We start from the raw sequence: 15419 nt of genomic DNA, 5'->3' as shown, positions 1-15419 counted from the left end.
TGTCAACAAATCAATAAAAACAGTATAAAACCGTACAATTTAGAGTTTTTTGAGGCAAATGGTGGCGTTATGACCGCCGAAACCTAGGGAATTGGATATGCAGATATCGACCTTTGCCTTACGCGCCTTGTTTGGCACATAGTCGAGGTCGCAGTCCGGGTCTGGATTTTCGTAGTTAATGGTGGGTGGGATTATTCCATCTTTAATAGCAAGGCAGCATGCGATAAATTCAACGCCCCCTGCCGCGCCTAGTAGATGGCCTGTCATGGATTTTGTTGAGGAAATCGGTACTTTCTTCGCGTAATCGCCAAAAACCTTTTTTATAGCAAGTGTTTCTACTTTATCATTGAGGTTTGTAGATGTACCATGCGCATTTATATAGGAGACGTCTTCTGGCTTTATCCCCGCATCCTTTAATGCGCTTCTCATACATTCAGCTGGACTCTCTGCTGTAGGATCAGGCGCTGTCATGTGATAGCCGTCTCCGCTCATTCCAAAACCGATCACCTCTGCGTATATCTTGGCATTTCTTTTCTTTGCATGCTCATACTCTTCTAAGATAACCATTCCAGAACCTTCTGCTATTACAAATCCGTCTCTTTCTTTATCAAAAGGCCGGCTCGCCCTTTCTGGCTCATTGTTTCTAGTGGAAAGCGCTTTTAATGCGCAAAAGCCTCCTACGCCAAGAGCCGTGAGACAGCTCTCTGTGCCGCCTGCGATCATCGCATCAGCATCGCCTCTCTGAATTATCTTAAATGCACTGCCGAGCGCGTGGGTACCTGCAGCGCAGGCAGTCGTTGTGCAAGAGTTCGGACCCTTCACCTTAAACATTATTGATATATGGCCTGACGCCATATTCACAATAAGCATGGGTATCAGAAACGGAGTTATTCTTGAAGGACCCCTATCAAGAATCACCTTATGCTGCTCCTCTATTATCCTTAAGCTGCCTATGCCTGAACCCACCAAAACACCTATTCTGAACGGGTCTTCATTTGGTATATCAAGGCCTGAATCATCTACCGCCTCTTTAGCTGCTGTTACAGCAAACTGGACAAACTTCTCCATGCGGCGCAATTCTTTCTTTGGGATAAATGGGGCTGGCACGAAATTCTTGACCTCACCTGCTATACGCGAAGTATAATCCTTGCAATCATAGGAAGTGAGCGGGCCAATACCGCCCTTGCCATTCACTAGAGACGTCCAGAATGCTTCCTTATTATTGCCTACGGGTGAGATTATTCCTAATCCTGTAACGACAACTCTACGTTTCATCTCTAAAATCCTCTTAAAAGTAAAGGGTTAGAAGAGAATTAGATACAGATTTACTCTTCTAACCCGTTCATCTCAGATCCAAGCAAAGATATTATTTCTTTGCTGACTTCTCTTCTATGTATTTAACAGCGTCGCCCACAGTAGTGATCTTTTCAGCATCCTCATCAGGGATCTCTGTGCCAAATTCCTCTTCGAGCGCCATTACCAGCTCTACTGTATCAAGAGAATCCGCGCCAAGATCATCGATAAAAGATGCCTCAGGAACTACCTCTTCCGGCTTCACGCCTAACTGCTCTGCTATTATTGATTTTACTTTCTCTGCTACTGCCATTGTCCGCCCTCCTTTTATTACATCAACATTCCGCCGTCGATTTGTATTACCTGGCCAGTTATATATGAAGAGTTTTCGCTCGAAAGGAACAGCGCGAGATTCGCTACGTCCTTTGGCTCTCCAAAACGTCCAAGCGGTATAAACGAAAGCATCTTCTTCTGTATATCCTCTGGCAATTTGGCTGTCATCTCTGTCTTTATGAATCCGGGCGCTATTGCATTCACACATACGCCGCGGGGTGCCAGCTCTTTTGCCACGCTCTTCGTAAGCCCTATTATACCTGCCTTGGAGGCTGCATAATTAGCCTGACCAATGTTACCCATTATACCAATGATCGAAGCAAGATTAACTATCTTGCCAAATCTCTGCTTCAGCATAACCTTTGACGCTACTTTTGTGCAGATAAAGCAGCCTTTTAGATTAACTGCTATGACTTTGTCCCAGTCCTGTTCAGACATCCTAAGGACAAGGCCGTCTTTTGTTATGCCAGCGTTGTTTATAAGTATATCTAATTTGCTAAGTTTGTCAAGAATTTTATCCATCATATCCTGCACATCCTTTAGGCTGGTGACATCTGTCTTCAAGGCAAGACAATCCCTGCCTAAATCACGGATTTCCTTAGCAGTCTTCTCTGTTTCCTCAAGATTCACATCACACAGGGCTATATTCGCGCCTTCCCTTGCAAAAGAGAGCGCGATCTCCTTGCCAATGCCTCTTGCGCCGCCTGTTACTAGTGCTACTTTACCTTCTAATGATAACTCGCACATAATATCCTCCGTTATCCATTGGATAACTCCGCTTTTCTGTAGGCCAGGTTTAAACCTGGCCTACAGAAAAGCTTCGTTATCCTTTAAAACTCTTAACCACAAGCGCTGAGTTTTTGCCTCCGAATCCAAACGAATTCTTTAAGAGCACGTCTACCTTTGCCTCTCTTGCCTTATTAGGTACAAAATCAAGATCACATTCCGGATCAGGCGCTTCATAGTTTATCGTAGGCGGAATGACACCTTCTTCAATGGCCATCAAGGCGCCTATTAATTCCACGCTGCCAGCAGCGCCTATTAAATGTCCTATCATGGATTTTATTGAACTTATTGGAAGCTTAGTCGCGTATTTTCCAAAAACCTCTTTTATGATAAACGTTTCGTTTTTGTCATTCAGTAGAGTTGATGTGCCGTGCGCATTGATATATTGTATCTCGGCTGGTTTCACCTTTGCGTCCTGCAATGCCTGCTTCAATGCCCTTATTGCTTGAGTTCCCGAAGGCTCTGGTTTTGTCATATGATAGGCATCGCATGTCATGCCAAAACCTGAGATCTCGCCATAGACATGGGCATTGCGCTTTAAGGCATGTTCCAGGTCTTCCAGTATTAAAATCCCTGCGCCTTCGCCAAGCACAAAACCATCCCTTTCCTTATCAAACGGCCTTGAGGCCCTCTCAGGCGCATCGTTTCTCTTTGACAATGCCCTTAAGACACAAAATGCGCCAAGTATAGGTGGAAATATAGGAGTATCAGCACCTCCCATAATGACTATATCAAGATCTTTGTTTCTGATCGCATTAAAGGCATAGCCGATCGCATCTGAGGCAGAAGAACATGCAGTGGCAATAGAAAAGCTCGGGCCATTAATGCCAAGCTCTATGGAAATCTGACTCGACGGCGCATCTGGAAAAGACGCTATCGCAGTAAATGTATCTATTTTCATCGGCCCTTTTTTTATAAATACATCATGCTGTTCAAGTATCCTGCCATGGCCAGCCATTGCAGTGCCTACGACAACACCTATGCGCTCAGGATCTTCGTCTTTAATATTAAGGCCTGCATCTTCTACTGCCATCTTTGCTGCTGAAACCGCAAGATGCGAAGTCCTGTCCATTCGCTTTAGCTGTTTAAAGGAAATAAATTTGGCAGGGTCAAAATCCGCCTCACCAGCAAACTGTGTGGGAAAAGGGCTCGGGTCAAAACGCGTAATTCGGCGAATGCCAGAACGCCCCTGCTTCAAGGCATCCCAGTACGCCCGCTTACCCACGCCATTCGGCGCTATTACGCCCAGACCTGTTATTACTACGCGACGTTTCATGATAATGACTCTTGTTGTGAGTTATGGGGGTGTGTTATGAGTTGTGTGTCGGGTTGTGTGGGTGGGTTGTGGGTTTTTAAACTCACCCTCACAACTCACAACTCGACCCACAACTCATCCTCACCCCTACATCTTTTTTATATTTTCTATATCTTGTACTTTTTCTATGTTATGGACCTTTAGATTACCATCTATTCTACGCAATAATCCTTTTAGCACTTTCCCTGGGCCGATTTCAAAAAATATATCAACGCCCCCATCTGAGGAGGCAATTCTCTTTATAGATTCTTCCCAGCGCACTGGACTAAATAGCTGTTTAACGAGATTATCTTTGATCTCGTCAGGCGTTTTTTCATAATCCGCGGTTACATTACTGACAACACCTATCTGAGGCGCTGAAAATTTTACCTTGTCCAGTTCTATTTTAAAAAGATCTGCTGCCTCCTTCATTAAAGAAGAATGAAATCCTCCGCTCACTTTTAAGGCTATTGCCTTTTTAGCGCCTTTTTCTAACGCAAGGGGCATTGCCTTTTCAACAGATTCTTTTCTCCCGGATATGACTATCTGGCCAGGGCAATTTAGATTTGCTATCTCAGCGCCTGTCTCAGCACAAACTTTTTTTAGATCCTCGAGCGCCAGGCCGATTATAGAGGCCATGCTGCCTGGATTCTTCCTGGACGACTCTTCCATTAATTCGCCACGCCGTCTAACGAGGCGCACAGCATCAGCAAATTCAATACTTCCTGCAGCCACAAGCGACGTGAGTTCTCCCAAACTAAGCCCTGCGCAAGCAACAACCCTTGTCCCTTGCCTGCCCCGTACGAAATCTCCGATTTTCGTATGGGGTCCCTTGTCACTTGTCACTAATGCCTTCAACGCCGCCACACTAGCCACAAGAATACACACCTGACTATTCGCTGTCTGAGTTAGTTCTTCAAGAGGTCCCTCAAAGCAGAGTTTCTTAATGCCTGCCTCTGGTAAAATCTTTTCTGCCTCATCAAACGCGTCTTTTGCCTCAGGGCAATTTTCATACAGATCCTTGCCCATGCCAACATGCTGCGCGCTCTGCCCTGGAAAAATATAACTTACATTTTTCATATTTTTCGCTTCTGCGTAAGTTCCGCGTCTAAAGTAGACAAATCAGTCACTGACAGATTTGTCTACTTTAGCTTCTGCGCTGGTTCCGCGATTTATTACCATTTTATAACAGCTGCTCCGTAAGTAAGTCCTCCGCCAAACGCAACCAGCACCACATTATCGCCCTTCTTTAACTTACCCTGCTGGCCTGCTTCTGCCAGCGCAACTGCTGTAGAGGCTGCTGACATATTTCCGTATTTCTCTATATTCAAAAAAATCTTTTCTTCAGGCAGGCCCAATCTCTTTGCAACTGCCATAAGTATCCTGATATTTGCCTGATGAGGGATAACTAGATTTATATCACTGGGCTTAAGTCCTACTTTCTTGATCGCCTTGTCAGCAGCCTGCACCATTATCCTGACTGCGATCTTGAATACCTCATTTCCTTCCATCTTAAGAAAATGCAGCTTATTTTTAACTGTATCCTCTGTAGCAGGTAATCTTGAGCCGCCCGCAGGCATACTTAAAAGATGACCGCCTGAGCCGTCTGCGCCCAGGAAGCTAGAAACTATCCTCTTTTCTTTACTCTTTCCCACTACACACGCGCCTGCGCCATCTCCAAATAATACACAGGTCGATCTATCTGTCCAGTCAACAATGCTCGTCAGCTTTTCTGTACCCACTACTAAAACATTATTATATGTACCTGTATTAATAAACTGTTTGGCCAGGACTATACCATAAACAAAACCAGTACATGCAGCGTTTATGTCAAATGCAGCAGCATTTTTTGCGCCGATCTTATCCTGTATAATGCACGCCGTAGCAGGAAATGCCATGTCAGGGGTTATTGTAGCTGTAATAATTAAATCAATATCCTCTGGTTTTAATCCGGCATTTTCAATAGCAGCCTTGGACGCCTCGACGCCAAGATCACTCGCAGCAACTTCTTTAGGCGCGATCCTTCTTTCTTTAATGCCTGTTCGAGTAATTATCCACTCATTCGTTGTATCTACCATTTTTTCGATATCACTGTTCGTTAATTTCTTTGGAGGTAGATAACAGCCTAACCCTAATATCCCAGCTTCCTGCATCGCATCTCCTCTCTATGAAATCTTCTCAACTATATGTTGATTTACATTCTTATTGAATTCTTCGCCTGCTACCCGAATAGCGTTCTTGATCGCCTTGGCGCTCGAAGAACCATGGCATATTATAGAGATCCCATTTATACCCAAAAGCGGCGCGCCGCCATACTCGGCAGAATCCATCTTTTTCTTATATAAACGAAAGGCGCTTCTGCCCAGTACAGCAGAAAGCCTTGTAATAAAACTGCTGTTCAGGTATTGCTTAAGCATCTCTGTAAGGGCGTGCGCAGTGCTCTCTGAAACCTTGAGCGCCACATTCCCGACCAGGCCATCGCACACGATAACATCGCAATCTCCCATAAAAAGATCCCTGCCCTCGATATTGCCTATAAAATTCAGGCCCGAGAGCTCTAAAAGTCCATATGCCTCTTTCAAAAAACCCGTGCCTTTTGATTCTTCCTCTCCGATATTCAGAAGCCCTACCTTTGGGGATTTTTTATTTAATATACATTCTGAATAGGCGCTTCCCATTATCGCATACTGCAGGAGATGCTTGGGCTTAGCGCCTATATTAGCTCCTACATCTATCATCAAGGCCGTATCTCTTAAGGTAGGCATGACAATACCTATGCCTGCCCTTTCTATTCCAGGAAGAAGCCTGCATTTAAGCGTGGCAGCGCACACCATTGCGCCTGTATTGCCCGCGCTGACAATAGCGTCTACCTTTTTTTCTTTTGCAAGATTCGCCAGGGTCACAATAGAGGAATGTTTTTTTCTTCTGACGCTAAGAACGGGCTGCTCGTGCATGCCTATGACCTCTGGGGCATGCTCTATGGAGATATTTTTTGGAATAGATCCGTGATTTTCAAGTTCCTTTTCAATGAGGTCTTTTTGACCCACCAGGATTATCTGGTGGTCATATTCACGGGCCGCCAGCACAGCACCCTCAATATCCACACCCGGCGCATTATCCGATCCCATTGCGTCTAAAGCTATCTTTATCATGACAAAACCTCATCTTTGGGGACAAGTGACAAGCAACAAGGGACAAGGAGTATCTAAACCCCCTTGTCTCTTGCCTGCCCCGTACGAAATCTTTGATTCTCGTATGGGGTCCCATGTCCCTTGTCCCTCACTACTACTTCTTCTCTTCTTTCTCTTTCTTCTTTATCTGCACGACTTGTCTGCCTTTGTAAAAGCCACAGGCAGGACATACCCTGTGTGATAACTTTGGCGCCTTGCAATCCGGACATACTGATACGCTCGGCACATGGATCTTCTGCGCGCCTCTGCGCTTACCCTGCCTTGAACTCGAATGTCTTCGTTTTGGTAAAGCCATTTCTCAACCTCCTTGTATAATCGTTCAGATGACAGAAGTCAGAGGTCAGATAACAGATTTTTCTGTCTTCCGTCTTCTGTCTTCTGTTTTCTGTTTTCTGTTTTGCACTCACATTCATCTACATTGAAATTCTGACCGCAATTCGGGCATAGCCCTTTACAATCAGGTTTGCAAACGATCTTTATCGGACTATCCAGCATTATTTCCTGTCTTATGTCGTCATCTATCTCCAGAATATCTCCTGGATGGACTTCATAATTGGTGTTAAAACTTTTCTTAAAAGTATCCTTGATCTTAGCAAGACAGCGACTGCACGTATATTCAACAGGTGATTCCAGGGAAATATCGACAAAGACCTCCATCCCTGCCTTTGTGACCCTTGCCTTCACATCTATTGAATCAAAAAAAGCCGTGCCCTGCTTTGCCAGATCCGACGAGATCTTACCCGGGTCTATTTTCTCTGCAAGATCTAATCCCTCTGGCAATATCTTATCTACATATATTTTCATACGTATCTCTCGCGATCATCAATTCCTCATCTGTTGGAATCGATAATATCCTGACCTTTGGCGATACAACGTCTTTGCATATTTCTTTCACCAGGTTTGGGTGATTCTCGCCAATACCACCTGTAAAGACCACTGCATCCACTCCACCCATTGAAGCTATATAAGCGCCGATGTATTTTTTAATCCTGTACGCAAACATCTTTAGCGCAAGGGCTGACCTCTTATCGTCTTTTTTTCTTACTATCTCGCGCATGTCATTGCTTATACCCGAGATACCTAAAAGCCCGCTCTCCTTGTTCAAAATCTCAATCGCCCTATCAATATCCACGCCCTGTTTCTTCATAATATAAGAAACTATTGTCGGATCAATATCTCCTGAGCGCGTCCCCATGATAAGGCCTTCCAAAGGCGTAAATCCCATACTTGTATCAATGGCCTTGCCGCTTTTAACAGCAGCTATACTGCATCCATTCCCCAGATGACAGGTGATGATCTTTAGCTTATCAATGGACTTTTTCAAGATCCTCGCGGCCTGACCTGCTACATACTTATGAGATGTGCCATGAAAACCATATTTTCGGATCTTGTGTTTCTCGTAAAGCGCATACGGTATAGCATATAGATACGCGCATTCCGGCATTGTCTGAAAAAAGGCTGTATCAAACACTGCTACGTGCGGCACATCCGGAAGAAGTTTCTTTGACTCATTTATTGTCAGAAGCGCTGGCGGATTATGAAGAGGTGCTAATTCACTAAAATGTTCTATTGTCTCCATTACAGTTTCATCGATCAGTGCTGCTGTTTTAAATCTATCCCCGCCATGCACGACCCTGTGACCACAGGCCTCTATCTTTGAATCTATTTTTTTCAATATTAAACTCAACGCCTCCTTATGATCAGAAACTCTCTCCGCCATGCCTTTATCTAAAAGCGTTTCTTTATTCTTTGATATGTCAAAGAGCTTATATTTTATGGATGAACTTCCGCTATTTAATACTAGAATTTTCATAATTTAATTTTTGGCACACTCTTTTGTCACACTAAAGTGTGACCTACATAATGTAGCAAAGGTCTTTTTCTATTAAGGCAGGCTAAAGCCTACCTTTCTATTTAAAGACCTTTGCCTTTAAACTTCTTGTGCCCTCAACGCGGTTACTGCTACCGCGTCAACGATATCCTGTGAATCGCAGCCCCTGGACAGATCGCTAGCAGGTTTCTTAAGACCTTGCAGTAAAGGCCCGATCACATGGGCCTTTGCAAGCCGCTCTGTTAATTTATAAGCTATATTCCCCGCATCCAGATTTGGGAAGATAAAGACGTTTGCCTTGCCTTTTATTTTACCGTCAGGGTCTTTTCTTTTAGCCACACTAGATACAACAGCGCAATCGATCTGTATTTCTCCGTCTATAACTATATCCGGTTCCTTTTCCATCACAAGTTTCGTTGCCTGGCGGACCTTTTCTATGCTCTTTCCAGAACCACCGCTTCCTTTTGTGGAATAGCTAAGCATTGCCACCCTTGGCTCATCATCCAGCAGCGCCTGCGCCATCTTAGCAGACGCTATCGCGATATCGCATAACTGTTCAGCAGTAGGGTCAGGTATGATACCTGAGTCCGCGTATACAAGGACCCCGTTAGATCCAAGGGTCTCATCAGAAAGGATAACAATGCTTGAGCTCGATATAGTTTTCGTACCCTCTGCAGGCCCTATGCAATGGATAGCCGCTCTTGCAACGTCGCGCGTAGTGGTAGATGCGCCTGCCACAAAACCATCCGCGTCTCCTGCGCGTACTGCGAGCGCGGAATAAAAAACAGGATTTTCCAAAATCAATCTCCGCGCGTCACTCTCTTTTACATTTTTATGTTTCCGGATCTCGCAATAAAGCGATACATACTTATCTAAATTTTTATAATCATCCGGGCCTGCGATAAGAACAGGTACGCATATATCATGCTTCAATATAAAATCAACTGCCTTTAAAACGCGGGGCTCTTTGCCCTCAGGCAGGAGTATGCGTTTTTTTGCTCTTTTGGCTTGCTTGTATATCTTTTCTACAAAGCCCATATACACCTATCCTAGTTTCTCTTTGATTGCCTTTTCTATAAAGGGAGGGACAAAACCTTTTAGATTTGCTCCAAGGGCTGCTGCCTCTTTGATTAATTTGCTTGATAAATACGAATAAGACTCTGAGGGCATCATAAAAATGGTCTCGATATTACTGGCAAGCTTTCTATTGGTAAGCGCCATCTGGAATTCATATTCAAAATCCGAGATCATGCGAAGTCCTCTGATCACAACCGATGCCTTCTTTTTTTTGACATAGTCTACGATCAGCCCGTCAAAGTCATCCACCTCTACCCTCTTAAATCCCTTGACTGCCCTCTTTAAAAGATCGACCCTTTCGCCTACATCAAAAAGCGGCATCTTCTCAGAGTTATGCGCGACTGCCACCACTACCTTATCTGATATCTTCAGTGCCCTTTTTATAATGTCCAGGTGGCCATAGGTCATCGGGTCAAAACTGCCAGGATACACGACTATCTTCTTCATGTCTTATAGAACTCCAGTTTTGTGTCGCCGTACTTACAGGTGCGTATTTTCTTTAAAGTTCCCGCCTCTTCAGGCAGGATATCCTTCTTATACGCCTCTATTATTACTAGCGCATTGCGAGCCAGTATATCACAATCAGATAGCGCTATCAAGGTCTTTTTGGCCATGTCTTTATAGTAAGGCGGGTCAAGAAAAACAATGTCAAAAGCCTCCTTATTCTCCTTAATCCACCTTAGCGCGTCCCTAGCATATATATTTATTTTAGATAACTGCAATAAAGATATATTCTTCTTTAATATAGCAATACACCTGGCATCGTTCTCAACAAAACTAATGCTTTTTGCGCCTCGCGAAAAGGCCTCAATGCCTATTGCGCCACTGCCACAATAAAGATCAAGAAAGGCGGCTCCCTCTATCCTGTCCTTGAGTATCTCAAACAAGGCCTCACGCACCTTATCCGACGTAGGCCGAATGCCTTTTGGCATTTCGATAACTCTACCTTTAAGTTTGCCTGCTATGATTTTCATACATTGGGGACAAGTGACATGGGACTATTAGGGACAAGTGACATGGGACAAGGAGTATCTAAACCCCCTTGTCTCTTGTCACTTGTCCCTTGTCCCTTGTCTCTATCCTACCGTTGCCAACTCCAAACTCGCCATCCCAAACTTTTTCTCCAAACCTTGTCGAATATGCCGATGTTCCGGTCTACGCAAGAATCTGTCCTTCTTTACTATCTCAAACGCCTCTTTTCTTGCCAGCTCTAAAATATCTCTATCCCTTATGATATTTCCTATCTTAAGTTCTGGAAGGCCGTGTTGGCGCGTGCCGAAAAATTCTCCTGGGCCTCTTATCTCGAGATCTCTCTCCGCTATCTTAAAACCATCCTGTGTCTCGAGCATTGCCTTTATGCGGCTCTTTGCATCATCGCTCTTCGGATCTGAAATCAGAATACAGTAAGAAATATACTTGCCGCGGCCGATCCTGCCCCTTAACTGATGCAGCTGGCTAAGTCCAAATCGCTCAGCATGCTCTATAATCATCGTGGATGCGTTAGGTATATCCACGCCTACTTCTATGACTATAGTAGAAACAAGTATGCCTATCTTTTTATCTTTAAAGTCTCTCATGATTCTTTCTTTATCAACTGATTTCATTTTTCCGTGTAAAATGCCTACGTTTAATTTGGAAAAACGCTCGCTTAACTGCGCGTGCATCTTTTTTGCTGCCCTTAGGTCCGAGGTTTTAGATTCCTCGATGATAGGATAAACTATATAAACCTGTCGACCAAGCACTACTTGTTCCTCAGCGATCTTGTATGAGCGTTCTCTATTTTTTCCTTCGAAATACAAAGTCTTTGTATCTCCCCTGCCAGGCGGTAATTCATCTATGATAGAAGTATCCAGATCGCCATACACAGTCAGGCTGAGCGTCCTTGGTATAGGAGTAGCTGTCATAATAAGGATATCAGGATTTACGGATTTTGATTTTAAAAGCGCGCGCTGTGAAACACCGAATTTATGCTGCTCGTCTATTACTGCCAGGCCCAGTCTTTTAAATCTCACGCTTTGCTGGATAAGCGCATGCGTGCCAATGACTAAATCTACCTCGCCTGTCTCTATCATGTGCTTTCGCCTATCGCGTTCTTTAGACTTTAAATCGCCTGATAAAAGCACCACTTTTACGCCAAGATCTTTTAGGAGCGCGCTTATATTTTTGTAATGCTGGTCCGCGAGTATCTCAGTAGGTACCATTAATGCGCCCTGATAACCATTCTGTACTGTGAGGATAAGCGCGCATAAAGCAACTATTGTCTTTCCACTGCCCACGTCGCCCTGCAGAAGACGATTCATGGGCTTGGGGTTTTGCATATCCTCTTCTATTTCCTTTAGAACCTTTACCTGGCTTTTTGTAAATTCAAATGGTAGGCCCTGTTTAAATTTCCCGATTAAATCCCCATCAAGTTTATGCGCACAGCCTGTCAGATCTATTTTAATGCTCGCGCGCTTCATAGCAATGCCTGCCTGCAACAGTAAAAACTCGTCAAACACAAGCCTCTTCTTTGCCTTTTTTAGCACGATCTCACTCACTGGGAAATGCGCATTCTCTAAAGCGCCTTTAAGAAGCATTAGATCGTTGCGCCTTCTTATTTCATACGGCAACATATCCACTGCATTGCCACCATATTCATCCACTGTAAATTTCAAGACATTCCTAAACCAGCGCTGGTTCAAGCTCTCGGTAAGAGGGTATATCGGCACGATCCTGCCCATGTGAATAGAATCCTCTTTTGTACCTGTTAAAATCTCGTACTCAGGATTATTGATCTGCGGCTTTTCTACTTTTCCGTAAAGAATAAGCTCTTGTCCTACCTCAAACTTATCCTTCATATACGGCTGGTTAAACCATGTTGCATGCAGCACGCCTGTAGAATCTCCTACTGCCATCTTAAATATATTCAAGCCCCTTTTTGTAGTACGATCACCAAAGGCCAGCACCTTGACCTTTATGGTCTCAAACCTGCCAGACTTTGTTTCAGAGACCTTTTTTATCTTACTCCTATCCTCATATCTCCGGGGCAGACAATAGATAAGCTCCTCAATGGTCTCAATGTCAAGCCTATTCAAAAGCTTTAGCTTCGAAGGCCCCACACCTTTAACATATCTTGCGGAAATAGATAGGTCTTTCATATAGTAGCAATATAGCAAATATATATAGTGGGGTCAATGACCAAAAATAAAAGGCTAAACCGCTGAAACGGCTTAGCCTTTTAGGTAAAGCATATTGTGGATGATGCTAGTTATATTTCGTCTCCAACTGCCTTGATAAAGTCTGCACTATCTATAATATCGTCAACGGTCCCGAAATATTCAAAGTCATAAAATTTAAAACTCTCCGCAGCCAAATTCAGACTTTTTATTAGGTTGTCAAACTGTCCAAGAGCTTCTTCTCCTGGTAAAATAGCTACATAGACCTTTCTATGCAAGATTTCAGCTAAAACCTCCGTAGCTTCATCTAGTTTACTCTTTTGATTTTCATCTCGCACTAGAATAACTGGCATAGTATCTTTTCCTAAAACATTCTTTGTTAATCTGACAAATTTTTCCCATTCTTCTTCATCTCCTTCTAAGGAATCATATGCACTACTTACTGTATCGCCATGAAATACTGTAATATTTTTCTCGCGAGCGGCAAGAAGAACAAGTTCTAGCTTAGAGCGTTCTTCTATGGGTACTATTTTAGATCGTACCCATCCAAAATCAACCAGCACTTTCATAAACTCACGATGTTTACTAGAAACAACTTCGCCTTCCAATGTCACTGTCTTTGCTTTGTCAATTCTATCCTTTAGTTGCTCATTAAGTGCTGCGATCACTCCATATGCGACTTCTTTTATAAAATGTGCTTTTTCGAAAATGATTCTTCCATTTGTAAAATCAGCAAAATCATACTTTATAGTAGATGCTATACCTCTTACGCCATCTTTTGCTTTAGCATGGCTACTTAAATGGCGCAATAAAGCCCATTCTATTTGTGCATGCTCGTTTTGTAAAGTTACAGAATATACTTCTCTGCCTAAATTCTTCTCAAGGATTTTTCCCATTTTCTTATTTATTTTTTCTTTATTATATTCAGAGTCTATTATAATTACTGGAATCGTACCATTTTCAAAACACGCGTTTAATTCTTTTTCTATCATCTCATCAGTATAATGTCTTGCCGTTGACACGAGTCCATTAATGGCAACTATATTTATGTCGCGCTCGGCAAGAGATCTTAGTTTTAATTTACGATTCTTTATTGTCGACTCGTCCGTCTCGTCTACCCATCCTAGATCAACCAGCATACTCATAACCATAAGTTCAAAGCGCCTGTCAATAACATATTCCATTTCCGATCTCACTATATTTTCATGGCCTTCAATAATATACTCTCTTTCCAATGCCACTGTTTCTGTATTCTCACTCTTTTTCTTCAACTCTGTAGCTAGACGTTTATCCTTGTCGCCATCTTCAAACATAGACTGCACGCGCAAGGTATCTGCATGCCCACTACTAGTAAGCACAAAACTACATAGCACTAATATAGAAATAACCCTATTTATCTTCACTTTAAAACCCTCCTCAAATCTTTTATAATCTCTTAATTATTTCACCAAAAACCCCCTCCCCTGTCAAGACGAACTTAACATAATAAGTAGACAAAACAGACAGTGACTGTTTTGTCTACTTTAGGGTTTTAGGTTGTCGGTCCACTCGGGGATTTGGGCGCGGTCTATGGTTTGGAGGACCTGGCGGAAGCCTCGGAAGAGGCCTTTTTTCTTAGCGAACTTTATAACATTCAGGTATTCGCGGCGGGTGATGCGGCGGGAGATCTCTGGAAAATTAAAAGCGTTATGGCATGGGTAATATTGTGCCATGAGGTTTATGTATGTTTTAGGTGATAACTCCTTTATTATAGCCTCGCTTCCTGCAAGGCCATCAGGTAAGACAAGGTGCCTTATTAAAAGGCCTTTTTGGGCAATGCCTTTTACTATTTTCAGATCACCTACCTGGCGATGCATTTCCTTTACTACCTTCTTAGAGACCTCAAAATAATCTGGCGCAAATGAGTATTTCTTCGCGGCTTTATTATCTGAATATTTCATGTCTGGCATGTAGATGTCGATTATACCGTCCAATATTTTAAGCGCTTCTATTGATTCATAGCCGCCGCAGTTATATACAAGTAGTACCTTTAAACCATTCTCTTTTGCAATAAACACTGCCTCTAAAATCTGCGGCATGTAGTGAGTGGGTGTTACAAAATTTATATTGTGACAACCTTGTTTCTGCAGCTTCAGCATCATACTGGCCAGGTCTTTTACGCTGACCTCTTTCCCTTCACCCAGTTGACTTATAGGATGATTTTGGCAAAATACACATCTTAGACTACAGTGTGTGAAAAATATCGTGCCTGAGCCGTTACGGCCAGAGATCGGAGGCTCTTCTCCAAAATGCGCGTGGAAGCTTGAGACCATTGGCAAAAGACCAGCCTTACAAAAGCCGATCTCGCCCTTAAGTCTATTCACCCCGCAGTTCCTGGGACAGAGCCGGCACGATTCCATGAGTTTATAAGCATGTTTAATTTTCTCTTGCATAGTCTTCTATATTATGCTATTATTTTA

16 protein-coding genes are annotated in these 15419 nt (G+C 43.3%); all 16 read right to left on the bottom strand.

All coding sequences use genetic code 11. The features are described 5' to 3' along the window. Positions 1–39 precede the first annotated feature (39 nt). Complete coding sequence (gene fabF / locus P9L93_05300) at positions 40–1275, bottom strand: beta-ketoacyl-ACP synthase II (GenBank protein MDP8230500.1); 1236 nt, start codon at positions 1273–1275, stop codon at positions 40–42. Positions 1276–1366: 91 nt separating this feature from the next. Further along, on the bottom strand, positions 1367–1606 hold the full coding sequence (gene acpP, locus P9L93_05295) for an acyl carrier protein (protein ID MDP8230499.1): 240 nt from the start codon (positions 1604–1606) through the stop codon (positions 1367–1369). A 17-nt stretch (positions 1607–1623) separates the two neighbouring features. Then, on the bottom strand, positions 1624–2373 hold the full coding sequence (gene fabG / locus P9L93_05290; GenBank protein ID MDP8230498.1) for a 3-oxoacyl-[acyl-carrier-protein] reductase: 750 nt from the start codon (positions 2371–2373) through the stop codon (positions 1624–1626). A 76-nt stretch (positions 2374–2449) separates the two neighbouring features. Then, positions 2450–3688, bottom strand: a complete 1239-nt coding sequence (gene fabF / locus P9L93_05285) for a beta-ketoacyl-ACP synthase II (GenBank protein ID MDP8230497.1) — start codon at positions 3686–3688, stop codon at positions 2450–2452. A gap of 126 nt (positions 3689–3814) precedes the next feature. Next, positions 3815–4786: an ACP S-malonyltransferase gene (gene fabD, locus P9L93_05280; protein ID MDP8230496.1), complete on the bottom strand. Its 972-nt coding sequence runs from the start codon at positions 4784–4786 to the stop codon at positions 3815–3817. A 95-nt stretch (positions 4787–4881) separates the two neighbouring features. Next, positions 4882–5859 (bottom strand): beta-ketoacyl-ACP synthase III, encoded by a 978-nt coding sequence (locus P9L93_05275; GenBank protein MDP8230495.1) that lies wholly within the window; start codon positions 5857–5859, stop codon positions 4882–4884. A gap of 12 nt (positions 5860–5871) precedes the next feature. Further along, complete coding sequence (gene plsX / locus P9L93_05270; GenBank protein MDP8230494.1) at positions 5872–6858, bottom strand: phosphate acyltransferase PlsX; 987 nt, start codon at positions 6856–6858, stop codon at positions 5872–5874. 133 nt (positions 6859–6991) lie between these two features. Then, on the bottom strand, positions 6992–7192 hold the full coding sequence (gene rpmF, locus P9L93_05265; GenBank protein MDP8230493.1) for a 50S ribosomal protein L32: 201 nt from the start codon (positions 7190–7192) through the stop codon (positions 6992–6994). Positions 7193–7230: 38 nt separating this feature from the next. Continuing rightward, positions 7231–7701 (bottom strand): DUF177 domain-containing protein, encoded by a 471-nt coding sequence (locus P9L93_05260; protein MDP8230492.1) that lies wholly within the window; start codon positions 7699–7701, stop codon positions 7231–7233. Next, entirely contained in the window at positions 7682–8710 is a 1029-nt protein-coding gene (locus tag P9L93_05255; protein MDP8230491.1) for an acetate kinase, read from the bottom strand. Before P9L93_05255 ends, P9L93_05260 begins: the two co-directional genes overlap by 20 nt. A 117-nt stretch (positions 8711–8827) precedes the next feature. Beyond that, complete coding sequence (locus P9L93_05250) at positions 8828–9766, bottom strand: phosphate acyltransferase (protein ID MDP8230490.1); 939 nt, start codon at positions 9764–9766, stop codon at positions 8828–8830. 6 nt (positions 9767–9772) lie between these two features. Beyond that, the gene (coaD, locus tag P9L93_05245; protein MDP8230489.1) at positions 9773–10252 is read right to left on the bottom strand and encodes a pantetheine-phosphate adenylyltransferase; all 480 of its coding nucleotides are present in this window, start codon (positions 10250–10252) and stop codon (positions 9773–9775) included. Then, the gene (rsmD, locus tag P9L93_05240; GenBank protein MDP8230488.1) at positions 10249–10779 is read right to left on the bottom strand and encodes a 16S rRNA (guanine(966)-N(2))-methyltransferase RsmD; all 531 of its coding nucleotides are present in this window, start codon (positions 10777–10779) and stop codon (positions 10249–10251) included. The genes coaD and rsmD overlap by 4 nt, the downstream gene beginning before the upstream one ends. A 102-nt stretch (positions 10780–10881) precedes the next feature. After that, positions 10882–12942, bottom strand: a complete 2061-nt coding sequence (recG, locus tag P9L93_05235) for an ATP-dependent DNA helicase RecG (GenBank protein MDP8230487.1) — start codon at positions 12940–12942, stop codon at positions 10882–10884. 110 nt (positions 12943–13052) lie between these two features. Next, positions 13053–14363 (bottom strand): hypothetical protein, encoded by a 1311-nt coding sequence (locus tag P9L93_05230; protein MDP8230486.1) that lies wholly within the window; start codon positions 14361–14363, stop codon positions 13053–13055. A 120-nt stretch (positions 14364–14483) separates the two neighbouring features. Further along, a complete protein-coding gene (locus P9L93_05225; protein MDP8230485.1) occupies positions 14484–15392 on the bottom strand; it encodes a radical SAM protein in 909 nt (302 codons plus the stop codon). Positions 15393–15419 lie beyond the last annotated feature (27 nt).

The organism is Candidatus Gorgyraea atricola (genome assembly GCA_030765235.1).
GTDB lineage: Bacteria > Omnitrophota > Gorgyraeia > Gorgyraeales > Gorgyraeaceae > Gorgyraea > Gorgyraea atricola.
The sequence above is the reverse complement of the archived record's forward strand: the minus strand, read 5'-3'. Positions and strand labels throughout refer to the sequence as shown.

Excerpts from the sequence above, each read along its gene's own strand:
- fabF (MDP8230500.1), bottom strand. The coding sequence starts at position 1,275 with ATGAAACGTAGAGTTGTCGTTACAGGATTAGGAATAATCTCACCCGTA.
- acpP (MDP8230499.1), bottom strand. The coding sequence starts at position 1,606 with ATGGCAGTAGCAGAGAAAGTAAAATCAATAATAGCAGAGCAGTTAGGC.
- fabG (MDP8230498.1), bottom strand. The coding sequence starts at position 2,373 with ATGTGCGAGTTATCATTAGAAGGTAAAGTAGCACTAGTAACAGGCGGC.
- fabF (MDP8230497.1), bottom strand. The coding sequence starts at position 3,688 with ATGAAACGTCGCGTAGTAATAACAGGTCTGGGCGTAATAGCGCCGAAT.
- fabD (MDP8230496.1), bottom strand. The coding sequence starts at position 4,786 with ATGAAAAATGTAAGTTATATTTTTCCAGGGCAGAGCGCGCAGCATGTT.
- P9L93_05275 (MDP8230495.1), bottom strand. The coding sequence starts at position 5,859 with ATGCAGGAAGCTGGGATATTAGGGTTAGGCTGTTATCTACCTCCAAAG.
- plsX (MDP8230494.1), bottom strand. The coding sequence starts at position 6,858 with ATGATAAAGATAGCTTTAGACGCAATGGGATCGGATAATGCGCCGGGT.
- rpmF (MDP8230493.1), bottom strand. The coding sequence starts at position 7,192 with ATGGCTTTACCAAAACGAAGACATTCGAGTTCAAGGCAGGGTAAGCGC.
- P9L93_05260 (MDP8230492.1), bottom strand. The coding sequence starts at position 7,701 with ATGAAAATATATGTAGATAAGATATTGCCAGAGGGATTAGATCTTGCA.
- P9L93_05255 (MDP8230491.1), bottom strand. The coding sequence starts at position 8,710 with ATGAAAATTCTAGTATTAAATAGCGGAAGTTCATCCATAAAATATAAG.
- P9L93_05250 (MDP8230490.1), bottom strand. The coding sequence starts at position 9,766 with ATGGGCTTTGTAGAAAAGATATACAAGCAAGCCAAAAGAGCAAAAAAA.
- coaD (MDP8230489.1), bottom strand. The coding sequence starts at position 10,252 with ATGAAGAAGATAGTCGTGTATCCTGGCAGTTTTGACCCGATGACCTAT.
- rsmD (MDP8230488.1), bottom strand. The coding sequence starts at position 10,779 with ATGAAAATCATAGCAGGCAAACTTAAAGGTAGAGTTATCGAAATGCCA.
- recG (MDP8230487.1), bottom strand. The coding sequence starts at position 12,942 with ATGAAAGACCTATCTATTTCCGCAAGATATGTTAAAGGTGTGGGGCCT.
- P9L93_05225 (MDP8230485.1), bottom strand. The coding sequence starts at position 15,392 with ATGCAAGAGAAAATTAAACATGCTTATAAACTCATGGAATCGTGCCGG.